This window comes from Rhizobium sp. TRM95796 (assembly GCF_025779995.1).
Taxonomy (GTDB): domain Bacteria; phylum Pseudomonadota; class Alphaproteobacteria; order Rhizobiales; family Rhizobiaceae; genus Rhizobium_E.
In genome coordinates this window covers 58920-77393 of sequence record NZ_JAOXHE010000013.1, presented here as the reverse complement: position 1 = coordinate 77393, position 18474 = coordinate 58920, and the positions used below count along the sequence as shown (strand labels likewise).

Here is an 18474-nt window from a genome sequence, read left to right as displayed (position 1 = left end):
CCGCATCATAAAATGCGGGGAAACAGAACGCCGGCCCGAGATTTCGGGCCGGCGTTTTGCGTTTGGTATCGAGGTGTGGATCGTGGTGCGGTCAATCCTCTTCAGGTTTCGGCAAGATGACCGTCCAAGGGTTGGATCGAGAGACATATACTTTGATCGTATCGCCCACGGCAAACGGACGCCCTTTTTCGTCGAACTTTCTTGGGATCAGCCCGATATGCGTGCTGTCATCCGCAGGAGAATTATAACGAAACGTGACGAAGGACTGTTTTTGCGGCATTGGCGCCGGTGCGACTGGCTGATCAAAATAGTAGGTGGGCTCTACGGTACAGTCGTTCGCGGGATACCAGTTGTCTGCATAATCGTGCCCATTGTCGCGAACTTTGCAAAGTAGCTCAACCTTTTCGATGCGGACATGCGTTACATCATAAAAGACGAAAAGTTTGACTGGTTCTCCAATATTCAAAACGAGAAAAGCGGTAAGCAAAGATGCGCCTATCCTGACGGAGAAGAAGCGCACGAAGCGAGGCAGTCCGTCCCAAGCGGCAAGGAGTCGCGTGATCACCGCTTGGCCAGTTCCGTCCATTCCTCGTCGCTGAGCGGCCGCACCAGCGCGTCTGCGGTCGAGACCGGGTTGAAGCCGAACATCTGGTAGAGCTGCAAGGCGCGGGGATGGTCGAGATTGTTGGTGGTGACGGTGAGCTTCCGCGGCTCCAGCCCCCAGGCGGTGTGCAGCGCCTGAAGCAGGAACCATTTGCCGACGCCAAGGCCGAGCGCGTGTTCGAATAGGCCGAAATGACAGAGCTCGACCACGTCTTCCGATTCGTGGAACAACTCGTAAAAGCCGGCGGGGGCGCCGTTGACATAGAGCACGGTGATGTGGGTGCGTTTGTCGTGCAGGATTTTAGCAAGCTTGTCATCCGGCATCCTCAAGCGATCGACCCAATTCCAGCGGCGGCCGACCTGGCTGTAGAGGAATCGGTAGAAGGGCAGGGGAATGTTCGGCGCGCGCATCAGCGCCGTATGCAGATTGACCGGCAGCGGCAGGCTCTGGCGCGGCGGCGTGGTCATTTCCAGCCGGGTGATATGGGCTTTGAGCGCGCTCGGCTTTTTCGGGCGGGTGGCCATGGATCAATCCTTGCCGGTGACGACGGGCGTGTCGGACAGGGAGCCCCATTCCGACCAGGAGCCGTCATAGAGCGTATGGTCGGCGTGTCCGAGTGAGGCGAGCGCCAGCGAAATGACAGCCGCCGTCACGCCCGAACCGCAGCTGGTGGTGACGGGCCGGGAGAGATCGATGCCGGCCTTGTCGAACTCGGCGCGTAGCGCCTCCATGCTCTTGAAGCGCCCGCCTTCGGCGAAGACGCCGGCCGGAAGGTTTTTGGCGCCCGGCATATGGCCGCCGCGCAGGCCGGCGCGGGGTTCGGGATCGATGGCCGCGAATCGGCCTGGGCTGCGGGCGTCGGCGATCTGGCGGAGGCCGGCGTCGACGATGCCGCGCATCGAGTCCAGCGAGGTGATCATCCGGCCTTGATAATTGACGGTGAAGACGGCCGGCGCGGGTTCCGGCAGGTCGGTTTCGAGCGGACGGCCCTCGGCCTTCCAGCCGTCCAGACCGCCGTCGAGCACATAGACCTTGTCCGCGCCCATCAGCCGGAACAGCCACCAGACGCGCGGGGCGGAAAAGAAGCCCGGGCCGTCATAGACGACGATTTCGTCCGTGGCTGAAATTCCCATCTTACCGACGGCGTCGGCGAATTGCGCGGGCGAGGGGACAGTGTGGGGAAGACCGGTGGAGTGATCGGCGATGGCGTCCTGATCGAAGAACACGGCGCCGGGAATGTGGCCCGAGGCGTATTCTTCCGCGCCGATGCGGTTCTGCGCCGGGAGATACCAGGAGGCGTCGACGATCCGGAAGGCCGGCGCGCCCAAATTCTTCTCCACCCAATCCGATGTCACCACAAAGGGACTCTTGTCGACGCTCATCGTGATTCTCCCTCGGGAATGCGGGCTCAGGCTTCAGGCGCGCCAAACTTGATGCGGAAGCGCCTGTTTTCCTTGCCCTTCTTTTCGATCTTGGCGATGTGGATCTCGCCGACTTCCTGGGTTTCGGACACATGCGTGCCGCCGCAGGGCTGGCTGTCGATCGCAGCGTTTTCGCCGATGCAGACCAGGCTGACGCGACCGAGCCCCATGGGCGGCCGGACATTCTTGGATTTCACGATGCCGGGATTGGCCGCCAGCTCTTCGTCGGTGATCCATTGCAGGTAGACGGGGTGATTGGCGGCGACGATGTCCATCATCCTCGCCGTCACCTCGTCCTTGTCGATCGTCTCGCTCATGTCGAAATCGACGCGGCTTTCGTCCTCGCCGACGGCGGCGCCGGTGATCGGGAACTGACAGACGACGGAGAGGATGTGGCAGGCGGTGTGCATGCGCATCAGCTTGTAGCGACGCGCCCAGTCGACATGGAGGACGAGCTTTTCGCCGATCTCGGGACGCGGCTGGCCGTCCAGCGGCTTATGCAGGATGATCGACTTGTCGGCCCCGTTGACGGTGACGCCGAGCTCGATGCGGCTGCCGTCGGCGCGTTCGAGAAAGCCGGTGTCGCCGGGCTGGCCGCCCGACGTCGCGTAGAAACAAGTCTGGTCGAGTTCGATCGACCCGTCGTCATGCACCGCCGTGACCACCCCCTCCGCCGTCGAAAGATAGAAATCGTCGCGGAAGAGAGGGGTCACGGGCATGGTTCAGTTCACTCGACAGGTTCAAAGGGCGGCCGGATGCCAGAGGTCTTCGTGAGCCAGGTCGGAAGGGGCAGGCCCTTTTCGGACAGGAAGGCGGGGTTGAAGAGCTTGGACTGGTACCGGTTGCCGTAATCGCAGAGAATGGTCACGATTGTATGGCCCGGCCCCAGATCTTTTGCAAGGCGGATGGCGCCGGCGATGTTGATGCCCGAGGAGCCGCCGAGGCAGAGGCCTTCGTTTTCCACCAGATCGAAGACGATCGGCAGCGCCTCCGAATCGGGGATCTGATACTGAAAGTCGGGGGCGAAGCCTTCGAGATTGGCGGTGATGCGGCCCTGGCCGATTCCCTCGGTGATCGAACCGCCGGTGGATTTGAATTCGCCATGGGCGTAGAAATTGTAGAGCGCCGCGCCTTCGGGATCGGCGAGGCCGATCTTGATGTCCTTGTTGAAGCCTCTCAGGCCCGCCGCCACGCCGGCCAGAGTGCCGCCGGAACCGACGGCGCAGATGAAGCCGTCGACCTTGCCGTCGGTCTGCGCCCAGATTTCAGGCGCGGTCGTCTCGATATGGGCCTGGCGGTTGGCGACATTGTCGAACTGGTTGGCCCAGATCGCGCCGTTGGGCTCCGTCTCGGCCAGTTCCGCGGCCAGACGGCCCGAGAGCTTCACGTAATTGTTGGGGTTCTTGTAGGGAACGGCCGGCACTTCGACGAGTTCGGCGCCGAGCAGCTTCAGCGCGTCCTTCTTCTCCTGGCTTTGCGTTTCGGGAATGACGATAACGGTGCGATAGCCCAGCGCTTTGGCGACCATGGTCAGGCCTATTCCGGTATTGCCCGCGGTGCCCTCGACGATCACGCCCCCGGGCTGCAACAGGCCTTTGCGCTCGGCGTCGCGGATGATGTAGAGGGCAGCGCGATCCTTGACCGACTGGCCGGGATTGAGGAACTCGGCCTTGCCGAGAATGGTGCAGCCGGTTTCCTCGCTGGCGCGCTTGAGCTTGATGAGCGGCGTATTGCCGATGAGATCGAGAACGGTGTGCTGCGCAGCCATGATCCTGTCCGCCTGTTTTTCCTTGAGTTCAGGAGCCGGTGTTTTTCACGCCCGACCCCTGTCGCGCAAGGAATTAAGTTGCGGAGGACAGGCCCGGCGGCGAAAAGGATTTCAACCTCAGGCGTAGACCACCTGCCGAACGTCGATATTGCGCGAGCGGAAGCCGGCCTCGCAATAAAAGAAGTAGAATTCCCAGAGCCGCTTGAACCTGTTGTCGAAGCCGAGCGGCTGCAGCCGCTCCCAGGTGTCCCAGAATTTCACCCGCCATTCGGCCAGCGTCCGGGCGTAATCATGGCCGAAGCCAAAGCTGCTGACCAGCGACAGGCCGGCTTTTGCGCCATGCTCGGCGAGGTGACGCGGGGTCGGCAACATGCCGCCGGGGAAAATATATTTCTGGATGAAATCGGGATTGGCCTTGTAATCGGCATAGGCCTTTTCATCGATGGTGATGACCTGCAGGCCGGCGCGGCCGCCGGGCTTCAGACATTCGCGCAGCTTGCCGAAATAGACCGGCCAATAGCGCTCGCCGACCGCCTCGAACATTTCGATCGAGACGATCTTGTCATAGACGCCTGTCTCGTCGCGGTAATCCTGGAATTTGAGATCGACCTTGTCCGACAGGCCCTGGCGCTGCATGCGCTCGGAGGCGAATTTGAGCTGTTCGCGGGAGATGGTGAGGCCCGTCACCTGGCAGCCGATCTCGCTCGCGGCGAATTCTGCGAAACCGCCCCAGCCGCAGCCGATCTCCAGCACGCGATCGCCGGGCTGAATGCCGGTAGCGTCGGCCAAAGCGCGATATTTGGCGCGCTGGGCGGAGGGGAGGTCGTTGGCGCCGGTGGAGTAAAGCGCCGAGGAATAGGTCATGGTCGGGTCGAGCCAGGCCTTGTAGAACTCGTTGCCGAGATCGTAATGGGCCGAAATGTTGCGCTTCGATCCCGTCTTGGTGTTGGCGTTCATCCAGTGGCGGAAGCGCTCGACAATGCGCAGCAGCCCACGCGCGCCATTTGCGAACCGGCCGCCGACATGCTGATTGACGAGGAAAAGCTCGAGGAACTGGCCGATATCGTCGCTGTCCCAGTCGCCGTCGATATAGGATTCCGCCGCTGCGATCGCGCCGCCCGTGATCGAGCGCGAGAAGAGGTTCCAGTTCCTCAGCGTGATGACGGCGTTCGGTCCGGGCTTTTGCCCTGAAATATGGACGAGCCGTCCCTCAGGCGTGCGGATCGTCAGCGAGCCGATGTCGATGTTGACCAGCCCCTTGAAGATCATCTGCACGGTCAGCGGCAGCCCCTTGTTGAACCGCGCGAGATTGGATGCGTCGAGGGGCTCGGCGATCGCGGTTTCATCGGCGGTAAAGCTCTGTTGTCCCATACTATGTCGATCCCCTCTTGATCCCTGTCCCGCAAGCCCCAGTTCCGCAAAATTTTAGGCGATTGTCGAGCATAAACATCGTTTCGTTACGTCTCGTCCCCCGGGTTTGACCCGGTGATCTCGGAATAGGCGGCGAGCGCCGCCTTGCGCGCCCTGTCATGATCGACCATCGGCTTGGGATAGGTGTCGCCGAGCCGCACGCCGGCCTGCGACAGCACCTCGCGGGGCGCCTCCCACGGCTTGTGGATATAACGATCCGGCAGGCGCGCCAGTTCCGGGCAGTATCGCCTGACATACGTTCCGTCCGGATCGAAAGTTTCGCCCTGCCTGATCGGGTTGAAGATGCGGAAATAGGGTGCGGCGTCGGCGCCGCAACCCGCGACCCATTGCCAGCTGGCGGCGTTGCTGGCGAGATCGACATCCACGAGCGTGTCGCGGAACCAGGCTTCGCCTTCGGTCCAATGCAGCAAAAGGTCCTTGATCAGGAAGGAGGCGACGATCATACGGACGCGATTGTGCATCCAGCCGGTGCGCCACAATTCGCGCATGCCGGCGTCGACGATGGGATAGCCGGTCAGCCCGCGGGTCCAAAGCGACAGACCCTTGCGATCGTCGGCCCAGGGAAAGGCGTCGAATTTCTTGTTGAGATTCTCGCTCGGCAGGTCCGGAACGTGAAAGAGCAGGTGCCAGGAGAATTCCCGCCATGCCAGCTCCTTGCGGAAATGGATGACGTCCTCAACGGGGATCGTATCGCCCAGCCCTTCCGTCGCGCGCCAGACCCGATGAGGCGAGATTTCGCCGAAGGCCAGATGCGGTGACAGACGCGACGTGGTCTTGTGGCCGGGAATGTCGCGATTTTTTTTGTAGCCCTTCACGGCGTCGTCGAGAAACGTTTCCAGCGCCGCGATGGCGCCGTCTTCGCCTGGGGTCCAGGCCTCGCGAAATCCGCCGGCCCAATCCGGCTTGGTCGGCAGGAGCCCCCAGCTCGTCAGGTCCTCGCCGTCGGGCGCCGCTGCGCAGGCGCGGATTTTTTTCGGCGCATCGATGGCGTCGGGCGGCGTGTAACGCGCCTCGAAGGCGCGCCAGAACGGTGAATAGACGGAATAGCGCTTGCCCTGTCCGGTGGTCAGCGCCATGGGATCGTGCAGAAGAAAACCTTCGAAGCTCCTCGCATCGACGCCGCGGGCCTTGAGATCCTGTTTGATTGCGGCATCGGCGTCTCTCGACGCTTTGTCGTAGCGGCGGTTCCAGAATACCGCGCTTGCGCCGGTTTTTTCGATGAGGGTGTCGAGGACATCCTGCGGACGACCCGTCATGAGCACGAGCCGATTGCCGCGAGCGCGCAGCGCCGCATGGAGCTTTTCGAGCGACTCGTTCAGCCACCAGGCCTGCGCCGCGCCATGCGCGCCCGCAAAGGCGTCTTGGGGTTCGCGAATATAGACGCAGACGACGTCTCCGCCAGCGTCGAGGGCGGCGGCAAGGGCCAGATTGTCGTTGATCCTCAAGTCGCGACGAAACCAGACGATGGAGGCGCCGGTTTCTGTTTTCTTCTGTGTCACTCTATCGCATCCCTGTTGTCTTCAAGACAATCTACGCGCCGTTTTCGCTTCGGGATCAACAGGAAAGGCGACGGGGCACGACAGGAAGGGGCGGCGGGTCGCCGCCCCCTTTTCGAAATCTATCAGCCGCCGTAAGGCGAGATGCACTGGCGGCGCGGACCGTTATAGGGCTGGAACGTATTGTCGTAGGACCGGTAGGAACGGTACTGCGCGCGGCACCAGCTCCGGTGCGGATTGGTGGTGCGGACCCGGACGCGCGGGGCTGCGATGGCGCCGCCGATGATCGCGCCGGCCGAGAAGGCGGCCAGGGGATACCAGAAGCCGTCCGAGTGGCGGCGATAGCCGTGGCGGTAGGAGCGATAGCCACGATGACCGCGCCAGCTGTGATGGTTGCGCCAGCCGCGATCGGCGCGCCAGCCGCGATGACGTTCGCGAATGATCCTCCGACCTTGATCTCGGACCTGCACCAGGTCCGTGCCGGCTTCGGCCTGCGGCCGGGGCATCGGCAGGGGCTGGGCGGTCACCGGCGAAATGCCGGTGAAGGCCATGACCGCGCCCAATCCGATTGCGGCGAGTGACGTGGAAAATCGAGCCATGTTGAGCACCTCTTCTTTTGCTGATGCTCATAAAGGCTCGAAATGCGGAAATTGTTCCGTCTCCGCACGGTCGATGCGGCCCTCGTCGCCATGCCGATTGGCAGGGTGAGGCTGCGCCCGGGCGAAACGATGCTCGGGGAACGACGCTCGGACGCCCGCGATTTTCATTGAACTATCACGTTTCCCGATCTCTTCCGTTCCGACGCAAACGCCTTGCCGCCTTCATCCTGTCACCCAATCCGGCAGGGCGCAAAACGTTCCCGGAGATGGAGGCTGCCGGCCGTCTATGTCGTGAGCCTCGTGTGAAGCCGCTCGAGGTCATTGAGGGCTTTCCGCCTCGCCTGCGCGAGCAGCGCCGGCGCCTTCGCGTCGACGGCCTGAGCCGCGGCATGGCTCGCAAGCAGGCAAAGCGCCTTGTCGAGTGCCGCGATGTCGTCGATGAGTTCCGGCGTCTGTTCGCTCTGCTGCCCCAGTTCGCCGAGCAGCGCTTGGGCCGTGGCGAGAAATTTTCGCGCGGAGACCGAATTGACACGGCGGATGCCGAATTCGATCTGGTCGAGCTGGAGTGTGAAGCGACTTTTCAACGGCGTCCTCCTCGACGCGCATCTTCGACGATCGCAGCACCTTTACAAGCGATCGTTAAAATATAGAGAAGCCCGGCGAATTTTCTGTTTCGCTCTGAAGCGCCTTTTCTTTTCTTCCTTCGCGCGCCATGTTGACGGGCGGAGGCGACATGCGGGAAAAACTGATCGCCGTCAGACATCGGACGCTCGGGGCCTTGCGGGACGCGGGGCTGCATCTACACGCCTATTGCAACAATCCCGGCTGTCACTGGAGCTCGAGGCTCGATCTTTCCGCCATGATCGAGCGGCTGGGCGAAGACCAGAGCGCGCTTCCGCCCGACCTCGCGCCGCGCCTCGTCTGCAGCCGCTGCGGCGGCAAGAATGTCGCGGTGGTGCTGTCGGCAGCGGAGGAATTGCCTGATGACGCTGCGGAGTATCTCCGGCGCCAGTCCAAAAAGCGCGATTGACGCCCCGAGAATTCTGGAAGAGATTTTGGAGGCCTCGCCCGGAATTGAACCGGGGTACAAGGATTTGCAGTCCTCTGCGTCACCACTCCGCCACGAGGCCTCTCGTGATGCGACGCCTGATTTTTGAGGTCGGACGCGCATGTATCAGGGATGTTTGTTTCACCATCCCGGCGGTTGGCGGGGCTTCTAACAGGAAGGTTTGCGCTCCGCAAGACGGATTTGAATAAGTTCGGCGAGATTTTGCAGGGATAATAAGGACGGGGCGCACGCCGCCGAGTTCTCCAGCGGGTTGCGGCCGGAGACCAGCGAAAAAGTGGGAAATTCGAAAAAATCGCTTGGCAAAATGGAAAAGCGTTTGTATTACGCCGCCCAACGACGCGGAAGACGCAGTTATTCCCTGGTAGCTCAGCGGTAGAGCATTCGACTGTTAATCGACAGGTCGCCGGTTCGAATCCGGCCCGGGGAGCCACTCTGCAGAAGCAGTGTGAAAGCTGTAAGAAAAAGTCGCGTTGATCCTTGGTAGCTCAGCGGTAGAGCATTCGACTGTTAATCGACAGGTCGCCGGTTCGAATCCGGCCCGAGGAGCCATATTTGGCGGTATCCGCCGCATGAGAGCCGATCGCCCCGCGCGATCGGCTTTTTCGTTTGATCTTTCCGTTCTTTTTTGCGTTGCGGCGCGCCCCGTCTTGAAAGCGCGGCGCAGCCGGACTAAGACCGCTCGCAGGCAAGCGGTTCTTAAAGCTTTACGATGGGGCCTCCGACAATGGATTACGCAGCGCAGCGCGCCAAAATGGTCGACAATCAGATTCGCACGACGGACGTGACGTCCCGGACGGTGCTCGCGGCGTTCCTCGCGATTCCGCGCGAAAAGTTCACGCCTGAGCACCTCAAGGCGCTTTCCTACATCGACACCGATATCAATGTCGGCGACGGCCGCTTCATGATGGAGCCGTCGCCCCTCGCGAAGATGCTGCAGTTGCTCGATCTGCGCGCCGGCGAGCGCGTGCTCGAGATCGGCGGAGCGAGCGGCTATTCCGCAGCGCTGATGGCGCATATGGGCGCCGTCGTCACGACGGTGGAAGAATCGGCCGTCGCCGCCGATCTCGCCAAGAGCGCTCTCGACGGGGTCGAGAACGTTACGCTGGTCAGCGGCAAGCTGTCCGCCGGCTGTCCGTCAAAGGGACCGTATGACGCGATCTTCGTCAACGGCGCGGTCGAGGAATTGCCGCAGGCGCTGTTCGACCAGCTCAGGGAAGGCGGTCGCCTGGTCGCCGTCATCGGCGAAGGCCTGTCCTCGAGCGCCCGCATGTTCGTGCGCGAAGCAGGCGCGGTGTCGGAGCGCTTCGGCTTCAACACCTCGGTCCGCAAACTGCCGGGTTTCGAAAAGGCGCAGGAATTCGTATTCTAAAGTCTTATTGGCCCATGAAAACTTCCAAAGGGCGGCGTTTGTCGCCCTTTTGTTTTTGAGCGGATGCGGAATTGTTGCCGGCCCGCAACGTGTCCACAGATTGAATGTCCTAAATCTTTGTTAATTGGTTGCCGCGGGCGACATCTGTCCGCATAGTGCGGCTTGCGAAGCATGCTTCGCTCGGCGCTCCGGCGGACGACACATGACGTGTCGCGGAAGGCGTCGATAAGAAGGCGACTTGCGCAGGGTGGGTACCGTGTTGAAATTCAGAAAAGCCTTGCTGGCCGCCGTTCTGGCGCCGGCCATCATGGCCATGTCGAGCGCGGCCTGGGCCGAGAGCATTTTCGACGCCATGGCCAAGGCCTATGAAAACAATCCCGACCTCAACGCCGCTCGCGCCGGCCTTCGCGCGACCGACGAAGGCGTGACCATCGCCAAGGCTGGCTGGCGGCCGCAGGTCTCGGGCTTCGCCCAGTGGTCGAAAACCCGATACAGCGTCAAGGAACCCACCACCGCCGATCCGGAATTCATCAGCAAATCCGTCGGCCTGACCGTGACGCAGCAGATCTTCGACGGCTTCCAGACGCTCAATCGCGTGCGCGCCGCCGAATCGAACGTCTATTCGGAGCGCGCGAACCTGAAGGCGTCGGAGATCCAGACGCTGCTGTCGGCGGCGCAATCCTACGCCAACATCGCTCGCGATCAGGAGATCGTGTCGATCCGCAAGCAGAACCTCGCCTTCCTGAGAGAACAGGTGAACGCCGCCGACTCGCGACTGGAGGTGGGCGAGGGCACGAGGACCGACGTCAGTCTCGCCCAGGCCGAACTCGCCCAGGCGGAAGGCGCATTGGCGAATGCGGAATTCCAGCTGAAGCAGAGTCGAGCCGTCTATGTGCAGATCGTCGGCGAAACGCCGAGGGCGATCCGCCAGGCGAAGCCGTTGACCAAGACCATGCCCAAATCCATCGACGATGCGGTGGCGGTCGGCTGGAGAGAGCACCCAGCGGTGATCGCGGCCATGTATGCGATCGATTCCGCCGGCTTCCAGGTCAAAACGGCTGAAGGAGCGCTGTTGCCGGGCGTGGTGGTGCAGGGGCAGGTCGCGGCCAATCGCGGCAATTCGGATTTCTCGTCGCTCAACAATTACGACTCCTCCTCGATCACCGCGCGCCTCAACGTGCCGATTTACCAGGGCGGCGCGGAATATGGCGAAATCCGCCAGGCGAAGGAGCGGCTGGGCCAGCAGCAGATCCAGCTCGACTCGGTGCGTCTGGAGGTGCAGCGCACCATCGTTTCGGCCATCGCCCAGTTCGATGCGGCCAAGGCGATGATCGAGGCCGGCAATGTGCAATTGCAGGCGGCGCAACAGGCGCTGGACGGCGTGCTCGAGGAGCGCAAGGTCGGCCAGGCCACGACGCTCGACGTTCTCGACTATCAGGCCCGCGTGCTCAACGCCCGCGAGGGCCTCGCCAGCGCCAATCGCGACGCGGTGGTGGCGAGCTTCGGCGCGGTGGCGGCGATGGGACATCTGACCATCGATACTGTCGGCCTCAAGGTGGCCCGTTACGAGCCCGAAGAACATTACGGCAAGGTCAAGGACAAGTGGTTCGGCCTGCGGACCGTCGACGGACGCTGAGGCGTCGGAAAATTGCCGGAGTTGAACGGTTTTACCTCCGCAACAAATCTGTGCATGATCATAGTTGTTTGATTCGCGGCGGTTTTTTCGATCGCCGCCATGCCTTAATCTGATCGTCGCCATGCGAGAGCGCGGCGAACATGCGGAAAGACAATCGAGGATCACCATGGCTCAGCCGAATGCAGCGCGCGAACCGTCGATGGACGAAATTCTGGCTTCCATCCGCCGGATCATCGAAAGCAACGAGCCGGCCACCGAAGCGCGGCTCGCGGCGCTCGGCGATCTCGATGGTTTCCAGAGCGAAGCGGCCAACGACGACGTCGAAGACGTGCCGCTGACCGTGGACGGCTCCTTCGACGCCTATGAAGGCTCGGCGCATGTTCATGATTCCGCGCCGGCCGCGATGGCCGCGCCGACCGACTATCGCGCCCCGCAGCTGGTGGCGGCCAACGAAGCGACCCCGGCCAAGCCGCAGGCGCCGGAATCGAAATCTCTATCTCTCGCCGATGTCGCCGCCCGCGTGCGCGCCGCCTCCGAGCGTGGAGCCCCTTTGCGCGAGACCCCGCTCGCCATCCAGCCGCAGCCGGCCCCGGTCGTCGAACCGCCCGTTTACGCCAGCGCCATCGCCGTAACGGCGGCCGAGCCGGAGATCGAGGAAGAACCGGCCGTGACCTCCGAGGTTTCCGACCCGGCGCCCGTCGAACAAAAGGCCGAGGCGGACAGACAAGACGCGCCCTTGGCTGCGATCGCCTCGCTCGTCTCGACCGTCACCGTGGAGAAGGTGGCGCAATCTTTCCAGGATCTTCAATCGGCGTTGGTCGAAGCCGAGCGCCGTTCGCTCGACGAGATCGCCGAGGAAATGCTCAAGCCGATGCTGCAGGAATGGCTCGACGACAATCTGCCGACGCTCGTAGAGCGGTTGGTGCGTGAGGAAATCGAACGGGTCGTGCGCGGTCCGCGTCGCTGATCATTCCTCCCGCGCCAATGCAGGGCCGCTCCAACGGGGCGGCTTTTTGCGTTGTCGCGATTGACTTGCACGCGGCCTTGCCTTTACGGAACACCGACATTCAGACCAGAAACGGTATCATCATGCTCGAAAAAACCTATGATTCGGCGTCCATCGAACCGCGGATCGCCAAGAAGTGGGAAGAGGCCGACGCCTTCGCCGCCGGCGCCAACGCCAAGCCGGGCGAAGACTCCTTCTGCATCGTGATCCCGCCGCCGAACGTGACCGGCTCGCTGCATATGGGCCACGCGCTCAACAATACGCTGCAGGACATCATGATCCGCTTCGAGCGGATGCGCGGCAAGGACGTGCTCTGGCAGCCGGGCATGGACCATGCCGGCATCGCGACCCAGATGGTGGTCGAGCGCCAGCTCGCCGAACGCAAGGAGCCTTCGCGCCGTGACATGGGGCGTGAGGCTTTCATCGACCGCGTCTGGCAGTGGAAAGACGAGTCGGGCGGCATGATCTTCAACCAGTTGAAGCGTCTCGGCGCCTCCTGCGACTGGTCGCGCGAGCGCTTCACCATGGACGAGGGCCTGTCCGAGGCCGTCCTCGAAGTGTTCGTCCGCCTCTACAAGGAAGGCCTGATTTACAAAGACAAGCGCCTGGTCAACTGGGACCCGAAGCTGCTGACCGCGATTTCCGACCTCGAAGTCGAGCCGGTCGAGATCAAGGGCAATCTCTGGCATCTCCGCTATCCGCTCGAAGACGGCCTGACCTATGATCATCCGATCGCCTTCAATGAGGAGGGCGAGCCGACGGAATGGGAGACGCGCAACTATCTCGTCGTCGCCACGACCCGGCCGGAAACCTATCTCGGCGACACCGGCGTCGCCGTTCATCCCTCGGATGTCCGCTATGCCGGCCTGATCGGCAAGAACGTCGTGCTGCCGGGCGTCGGCCGCCGCATCCCGATCGTCGGCGACGAATATCCCGATCCGGAAGCCGGCACCGGCGCGGTCAAGATGACGCCCGCGCACGACTTCAACGATTTCGAAGTCGGCAAGCGCGCCGGCCTGCGCATGATCAACATCATGACAACCGACGGCAAGATCACGTTGGCCGACAATGACGACTTCCTCGAAGACCTGAACCGCACCGACGCTCTGGCGACGCTGATCGCCGAACTCGACGGCGTCGAGCGTTTCGCCGCCCGCAAGAAGATCGTCGGGCTGTTCGAGGCCTGGGAACTGCTCGAGAAGATCGAGCCGCACACCCATATGGTGCCGCATGGCGACCGCGGCGGCGTGCCGATCGAGCCGCGTCTGACCGAACAATGGTATGTCGACGCCGCGACGCTGGCCAAGCCGGCGATCGCCTCGGTGCGCGAAGGCCGCACCAAGTTCGTGCCGAAGAACTGGGAAAAGACCTATTACGAATGGATGGAGAATATCCAGCCCTGGTGCGTGTCGCGCCAGCTGTGGTGGGGTCACCAGATCCCGGCCTGGTATGGACCCGATGGCACCGTCTTCGTCGAGAAGACCGAGGAAGAGGCGCTGCACGCCGCCATCCAGTATTACATCGCCCATGAAGGCCCGTGGAAGGCCTGGGTCGAGGAAAAGCTGGAAGAGATGAAGCCGGGCGAGATCCTCACCCGCGACGAAGACGTGCTCGACACCTGGTTCTCCTCGGCGCTCTGGCCGTTCTCGACGCTCGGCTGGCCCAACAAGACGCCGCAGCTCGACCGCTATTACCAGACCGACGTGCTGGTGACTGGCTTCGACATCATCTTCTTCTGGGTCGCCCGGATGATGATGATGGGCCTGCACTTCATGAAGGACGAGGCGGGAAATCCGATCGAACCCTTCCACACCGTCTATGTGCATGCGCTGGTTCGCGACAAGAACGGCCAGAAGATGTCGAAGTCCAAGGGCAACGTCATCGATCCGCTCAATCTGATTGACGAATATGGCGCCGACGCGCTGCGCTTCACGCTCGCCATCATGGCGGCGCAGGGACGCGACGTGAAGCTCGATCCGGCCCGCATCGCCGGCTATCGCAATTTCGGCACCAAGCTCTGGAACGCCACGCGCTTCGCCGAGATGAACGGCGTCAGCCGCGATCCCGACTTCGCGCCGGAAAAGGCGACGCTGAGCATCAACCGCTGGATCCTGACCGAACTCGCCAAGACGGTGGCCGACGTCACCAGCGGCGTCGAACAGTTCAAGTTCAATGAAGCGGCGGGTTCGCTCTATCGCTTCGTGTGGAATCAGTTCTGCGACTGGTATCTCGAACTGCTGAAGCCGGTGTTTTCCGGTGAAGACGAGGCGGCGAAGAAGGAAGCGCAGGCCTGCGCAGCCTATGTGCTGGAAGAGACCTACAAACTGCTCCATCCCTTCATGCCCTTCATGACCGAGGAGCTCTGGGAACATACTGCGAGCCGCGACAGCCTGCTCTGCCACGCCGCCTGGCCGGCGCCGACCTTCCGCGACGACGCGTCGGCGGAAGAAATCAACTGGCTGGTCGATCTGGTCAGCGGCATCCGTTCGGCGCGTTCGGAAATGAACGTGCCGCCGGGCGCGACCGCGCCGCTGGTGATGGTGGGCGCCAATGCGCTGACCCGCGAACGCGTGGAGCGAAACGAGGCGGCGATCAAGCGGCTCGCCCGCATCGAGACCGTGTCGTTCGCCGATGAAGCGCCGAAAGCCTCGGCGCAGGTGGTCACGGGCGAGGCGATCGCCTGCCTTCCGCTCGGCAGCCTGATCGATCTCGGAGCCGAAAAGGCCCGGCTCGAAAAGGCCCTCGCGAAGACGCAAGGCGAAATCGACCGCATCGTCGCCAAACTGTCGAACGATAAGTTCGTCGCCAACGCCAAACCGGAACTCGTCGAGGCGGAGCGCGAAAAGCAGGCGGAGCTCGAACAGCAGAAGGCGAGCCTGCTCGCGGCGCTGGCGCGGATCTCCGACGGCTGAGCTTCTGAAGCAAAACCAAAGATAATGCGCCGCCCTCGGGAAAGTTCCCGAGGGCGGCGTTTCTTTTTCGACATTCCCGTTTTGTGACGATTTGGCAACACTTTTTTCGTTATTCTTGCCGTCGCCCGGGAGGTCTGGAAAGCTCGTCCATTTCCTGCCACAAAACGGGCGCTACGAATGTGGCCAGAACAGCGCGGATCTGGTCATTCGCGCAATAAGGTTGGAATGAAGACGTACGCAGAGGACATTCAGTCATGGTTGCCGAACACGGCTGGCGAGGGAAATCGCCAAGACTATGACCCGTGTCCGCGTTTTCCCTTCAGCCGGGCCAACGCAGTCCTCGACGGGACGACCGAGTAAGATATGCTACAGTACGCATTTGCAGGCTTAAAGGGTATGATGATCGGAGCGGCGCTGGCGCTGTGTTCCGGCGGCGGCGCTTGGGCGTTGGATCCCAATTCGGCGGTGTCTCCAGAATCGGGACCGTTCGACCTGTTCAAGTTCGGTTTCAAGTCTTACCAGCAGGGCAACAAGCAGGACGCGGTGGAAGCCTATCGCTACGCGGCGGAAAAGGGCCATACCGGATCTCGCTGGGCCCTGGCCACGATGTATGCCGATGGCGACGGCGTCACGAAAAACGATTTCGAAGCCTTCAAGATGTATTCCGAGATCGCGACCCAGGGCGTGGAGCCCGGCTCGAACGACACCGGCTTTTTCGTCAACGCCCTGATGGCGCTGGCCGAATATTACCAGCGCGGCATCCCGAAGAGCCCGGTCCGTCCGGATCTCAGCCAGGCGCGCCAGCTCTACTTCCAGGCGGCCTCGGCCTTCGGCGACACCGAGGCGCAGTTCCGGCTTGCCAAGATGCTGCTGACGGGCGAGGGCGGCGAGCCCAATATCCGTCAGGCCAAGAAGTGGTTGAACCGGGCCCGCAAGGAGGGCCATATCGGCGCCATGGGCGTGTTCGGCAATGTGCTGTTCCAGGAAGGACAGACGGTCCGCGGACTGGCCTATATGACCGCCGCCCTCGACACCTGCAAGCCGAGCGACCGCGACTGGTTGCAGGCGATGCAGGAGCAGGCCTTCTCCCTGGTCAGCGAGAAGGATCGCCGCAAGGCGATCGAAATGTCCGCCAGCATCGGCCGCTCCACCGAATAAGCGGACGATTGCCGATCACGGCAATTTGCCGTCGGGCGTACCGCTTCCGCTTGGATCGGTAGTGACTTGCATTTAGAATTGATCTACCAAACGCGCCTGACGACCGGATCGGCTCGCCTCTCGTCGGCGCGCCGTCGCAATCGAGGATTCTTCCATGCCCGTTTATCGTTCGAGAACCACCACCCATGGCCGCAATATGGCGGGCGCGCGCGGTCTTTGGCGCGCCACCGGCATGAAGGACGGCGATTTCGGCAAGCCGATCATCGCGGTGGTCAACTCCTTTACCCAATTCGTGCCCGGCCATGTGCATCTCAAGGATCTCGGCCAGCTGGTGGCCCGCGAGATCGAAGCCGCCGGCGGCGTCGCCAAGGAATTCAACACGATCGCTGTCGATGACGGCATCGCCATGGGCCATGACGGCATGCTCTATTCGCTGCCGTCGCGCGAACTGATCGCCGACAGCGTCGAATATATGGTCAACGCACATTGCGCCGACGCCATGGTCTGCATCTCCAACTGCGACAAGATCACGCCCGGCATGCTGATGGCGGCGCTACGGCTCAACATTCCGGCCGTCTTCGTGTCCGGCGGCCCGATGGAAGCCGGCAAGGTGGTGCTGCACGGCAAGAAGCATGCGCTCGACCTGGTCGACGCCATGGTGGCGGCCGCCGACGAAAGCATGTCCGACGAGGACGTCAAGGCGATCGAGCAGAACGCCTGCCCGACCTGCGGCTCCTGCTCGGGCATGTTCACCGCCAATTCGATGAACTGTCTGACGGAAGCGCTCGGCCTGTCGCTGCCTGGCAACGGCTCGACGCTCGCCACCCATTCCGACCGCAAGCGGCTGTTCGTCGAGGCCGGCCACCTGGTGGTCGACATAGCGCGCCGCTATTACGAACAGGACGATGAAAGCGTGCTGCCGCGCAACGTCGCCTCCAAGCAGGCCTTCGAGAACGCCATGGCGCTCGATATCGCCATGGGCGGTTCGACCAACACCGTGCTGCACATTCTCGCCGCCGCCCATGAAGGCAATGTCGATTTCACCATGGACGACATCGACCGCCTGTCGCGCAAGGTGCCATGCCTCTCCAAGGTCGCGCCGGCCAAGAACGACGTGCATATGGAAGACGTTCACCGCGCCGGCGGCATCATGTCGATCCTCGGCGAACTCGACAAGGGCGGGCTGATCAACCGCGATTGCCCGACGGTGCATGCCGCCACGATCGGCGATGCGCTCGACCGTTGGGACATCACCCGCACCAACAGCGAGACCGTGCGCGACTTCTTCAAGGCCGCGCCGGGCGGCGTTCCGACCCAGACCGCCTTCAGCCAGTCGGCCCGCTGGGAAGAGCTGGACATGGACCGTGAAAACGGCGTCATCCGCTCGGTCGAGCATCCCTTCTCCAAGGATGGCGGCCTGGCCGTCCTGAAGGGCAACCTGGCGCTCGACGGCTGCATCGTGAAGACGGCGGGCGTCGACGAATCGATCCTGAAATTCTCGGGCCCCGCGAAGGTCTATGAAAGCCAGGATGCGGCTGTGAAGGCGATCCTCTCCAACGAGGTGAAGGCCGGCGACGTCGTGGTCATCCGCTACGAAGGCCCCAAGGGCGGCCCCGGAATGCAGGAAATGCTCTATCCGACCAGCTATCTGAAGTCGAAGGGCCTGGGCAAGGCTTGCGCGCTGATCACCGACGGCCGCTTCTCCGGCGGCACCTCCGGCCTTTCGATCGGCCATGCGTCGCCCGAAGCGGCCAATGGCGGCGCGATCGGTCTGGTGCGCGAAGGCGACATGATCGATATCGACATCCCCAACCGCACGATCGAGCTGCGTGTTTCCGAAGACGTGCTGGCCACGCGCCGCGCGGAACAGGACGCCAAGGGCTGGAAGCCGGAACATCCGCGCAAGCGCAACGTGACCACCGCGCTCAAGGCTTACGCGGCCTTCGCCACCAGCGCCGACAAGGGCGCAGTGCGCGATCTCGGCCAGTTCGGCTGAGACGATTAC

16 protein-coding genes and 3 tRNA genes are annotated in these 18474 nt (G+C 62.6%); 9 read left to right on the top strand and 10 right to left on the bottom strand.

All coding sequences use genetic code 11. From position 1 onward, the window contains the following. Positions 1–91: 91 nt before the first annotated feature. From OCK01_RS23455 to OCK01_RS23415, 9 genes are all read right to left on the bottom strand, one after another. Complete coding sequence (locus OCK01_RS23455; RefSeq protein WP_263826064.1) at positions 92–586, bottom strand: hypothetical protein; 495 nt, start codon at positions 584–586, stop codon at positions 92–94. Further along, positions 562–1128, bottom strand: a complete 567-nt coding sequence (locus OCK01_RS23450; RefSeq protein WP_263826063.1) for a GNAT family N-acetyltransferase — start codon at positions 1126–1128, stop codon at positions 562–564. Before OCK01_RS23450 ends, OCK01_RS23455 begins: the two co-directional genes overlap by 25 nt. 3 nt (positions 1129–1131) lie before the next feature. Next, positions 1132–1986, bottom strand: coding sequence for a 3-mercaptopyruvate sulfurtransferase (sseA, locus tag OCK01_RS23445; protein WP_263826062.1), 855 nt, complete (start codon positions 1984–1986; stop codon positions 1132–1134). A 26-nt stretch (positions 1987–2012) separates the two neighbouring features. Further along, the gene (locus OCK01_RS23440) at positions 2013–2744 is read right to left on the bottom strand and encodes an alanyl-tRNA editing protein (protein ID WP_263826061.1); all 732 of its coding nucleotides are present in this window, start codon (positions 2742–2744) and stop codon (positions 2013–2015) included. Positions 2745–2752: 8 nt separating this feature from the next. After that, complete coding sequence (locus OCK01_RS23435; protein WP_263826060.1) at positions 2753–3793, bottom strand: cysteine synthase A; 1041 nt, start codon at positions 3791–3793, stop codon at positions 2753–2755. 117 nt (positions 3794–3910) lie between these two features. Continuing rightward, positions 3911–5164: an SAM-dependent methyltransferase gene (locus OCK01_RS23430; protein WP_263826059.1), complete on the bottom strand. Its 1254-nt coding sequence runs from the start codon at positions 5162–5164 to the stop codon at positions 3911–3913. An 86-nt stretch (positions 5165–5250) separates the two neighbouring features. After that, positions 5251–6723 (bottom strand): cryptochrome/photolyase family protein, encoded by a 1473-nt coding sequence (locus tag OCK01_RS23425; protein ID WP_263826058.1) that lies wholly within the window; start codon positions 6721–6723, stop codon positions 5251–5253. A gap of 122 nt (positions 6724–6845) precedes the next feature. Further along, positions 6846–7319, bottom strand: coding sequence for a BA14K family protein (locus tag OCK01_RS23420; protein WP_182826400.1), 474 nt, complete (start codon positions 7317–7319; stop codon positions 6846–6848). A gap of 284 nt (positions 7320–7603) precedes the next feature. Beyond that, positions 7604–7903 carry a hypothetical protein gene (locus OCK01_RS23415; protein WP_263826057.1) on the bottom strand — a complete coding sequence of 100 codons (300 nt, stop codon included), beginning with the start codon at positions 7901–7903 and terminating at the stop codon, positions 7604–7606. A gap of 149 nt (positions 7904–8052) precedes the next feature. Here OCK01_RS23415 and OCK01_RS23410 point away from each other — a divergent pair, with 149 nt between their 5' ends. Continuing rightward, a complete protein-coding gene (locus OCK01_RS23410; protein ID WP_263826056.1) occupies positions 8053–8349 on the top strand; it encodes a hypothetical protein in 297 nt (98 codons plus the stop codon). Between the two features lie 26 nt (positions 8350–8375). On the opposite strand, the gene OCK01_RS23405 is transcribed toward OCK01_RS23410, so the two are convergent. Then, a tRNA-Cys gene (locus OCK01_RS23405) sits at positions 8376–8449 on the bottom strand. 294 nt (positions 8450–8743) lie between these two features. Here OCK01_RS23405 and OCK01_RS23400 point away from each other — a divergent pair. The 8 genes from OCK01_RS23400 to ilvD all read left to right on the top strand — a co-directional run bounded on the left by OCK01_RS23400 (position 8744) and on the right by ilvD (position 18465). Then, positions 8744–8818, top strand: a tRNA-Asn gene (locus OCK01_RS23400). A 44-nt stretch (positions 8819–8862) separates the two neighbouring features. Then, positions 8863–8937, top strand: a tRNA-Asn gene (locus tag OCK01_RS23395). A 175-nt stretch (positions 8938–9112) separates the two neighbouring features. Beyond that, entirely contained in the window at positions 9113–9757 is a 645-nt protein-coding gene (locus tag OCK01_RS23390; RefSeq protein WP_263826055.1) for a protein-L-isoaspartate O-methyltransferase family protein, read from the top strand. A 307-nt stretch (positions 9758–10064) separates the two neighbouring features. After that, positions 10065–11393, top strand: coding sequence for a TolC family outer membrane protein (locus OCK01_RS23385; protein WP_182829249.1), 1329 nt, complete (start codon positions 10065–10067; stop codon positions 11391–11393). A 166-nt stretch (positions 11394–11559) separates the two neighbouring features. Continuing rightward, positions 11560–12360: a PopZ family protein gene (locus tag OCK01_RS23380; protein WP_263826054.1), complete on the top strand. Its 801-nt coding sequence runs from the start codon at positions 11560–11562 to the stop codon at positions 12358–12360. Between the two features lie 122 nt (positions 12361–12482). Continuing rightward, a complete protein-coding gene (locus OCK01_RS23375; RefSeq protein WP_263826053.1) occupies positions 12483–15311 on the top strand; it encodes a valine--tRNA ligase in 2829 nt (942 codons plus the stop codon). Between the two features lie 363 nt (positions 15312–15674). After that, complete coding sequence (exoR, locus tag OCK01_RS23370) at positions 15675–16469, top strand: exopolysaccharide production regulator ExoR (protein WP_182826396.1); 795 nt, start codon at positions 15675–15677, stop codon at positions 16467–16469. A 154-nt stretch (positions 16470–16623) separates the two neighbouring features. After that, positions 16624–18465, top strand: a complete 1842-nt coding sequence (gene ilvD / locus OCK01_RS23365; RefSeq protein ID WP_182826395.1) for a dihydroxy-acid dehydratase — start codon at positions 16624–16626, stop codon at positions 18463–18465. Positions 18466–18474: the final 9 nt, after the last annotated feature.

What these genes read in the sequence shown, in the direction of transcription:
- OCK01_RS23455 (WP_263826064.1), bottom strand. Translation starts at nt 586, where the DNA reads ATGGACGGAACTGGCCAAGCGGTGATCACGCGACTCCTTGCCGCTTGG.
- OCK01_RS23450 (WP_263826063.1), bottom strand. Translation starts at nt 1,128, where the DNA reads ATGGCCACCCGCCCGAAAAAGCCGAGCGCGCTCAAAGCCCATATCACC.
- sseA (WP_263826062.1), bottom strand. Translation starts at nt 1,986, where the DNA reads ATGAGCGTCGACAAGAGTCCCTTTGTGGTGACATCGGATTGGGTGGAG.
- OCK01_RS23440 (WP_263826061.1), bottom strand. Translation starts at nt 2,744, where the DNA reads ATGCCCGTGACCCCTCTCTTCCGCGACGATTTCTATCTTTCGACGGCG.
- OCK01_RS23435 (WP_263826060.1), bottom strand. Translation starts at nt 3,793, where the DNA reads ATGGCTGCGCAGCACACCGTTCTCGATCTCATCGGCAATACGCCGCTC.
- OCK01_RS23430 (WP_263826059.1), bottom strand. Translation starts at nt 5,164, where the DNA reads ATGGGACAACAGAGCTTTACCGCCGATGAAACCGCGATCGCCGAGCCC.
- OCK01_RS23420 (WP_182826400.1), bottom strand. Translation starts at nt 7,319, where the DNA reads ATGGCTCGATTTTCCACGTCACTCGCCGCAATCGGATTGGGCGCGGTC.
- OCK01_RS23410 (WP_263826056.1), top strand. Translation starts at nt 8,053, where the DNA reads ATGCGGGAAAAACTGATCGCCGTCAGACATCGGACGCTCGGGGCCTTG.
- OCK01_RS23390 (WP_263826055.1), top strand. Translation starts at nt 9,113, where the DNA reads ATGGATTACGCAGCGCAGCGCGCCAAAATGGTCGACAATCAGATTCGC.
- OCK01_RS23385 (WP_182829249.1), top strand. Translation starts at nt 10,065, where the DNA reads ATGGCCATGTCGAGCGCGGCCTGGGCCGAGAGCATTTTCGACGCCATG.
- OCK01_RS23380 (WP_263826054.1), top strand. Translation starts at nt 11,560, where the DNA reads ATGGCTCAGCCGAATGCAGCGCGCGAACCGTCGATGGACGAAATTCTG.
- OCK01_RS23375 (WP_263826053.1), top strand. Translation starts at nt 12,483, where the DNA reads ATGCTCGAAAAAACCTATGATTCGGCGTCCATCGAACCGCGGATCGCC.
- exoR (WP_182826396.1), top strand. Translation starts at nt 15,675, where the DNA reads ATGCTACAGTACGCATTTGCAGGCTTAAAGGGTATGATGATCGGAGCG.
- ilvD (WP_182826395.1), top strand. Translation starts at nt 16,624, where the DNA reads ATGCCCGTTTATCGTTCGAGAACCACCACCCATGGCCGCAATATGGCG.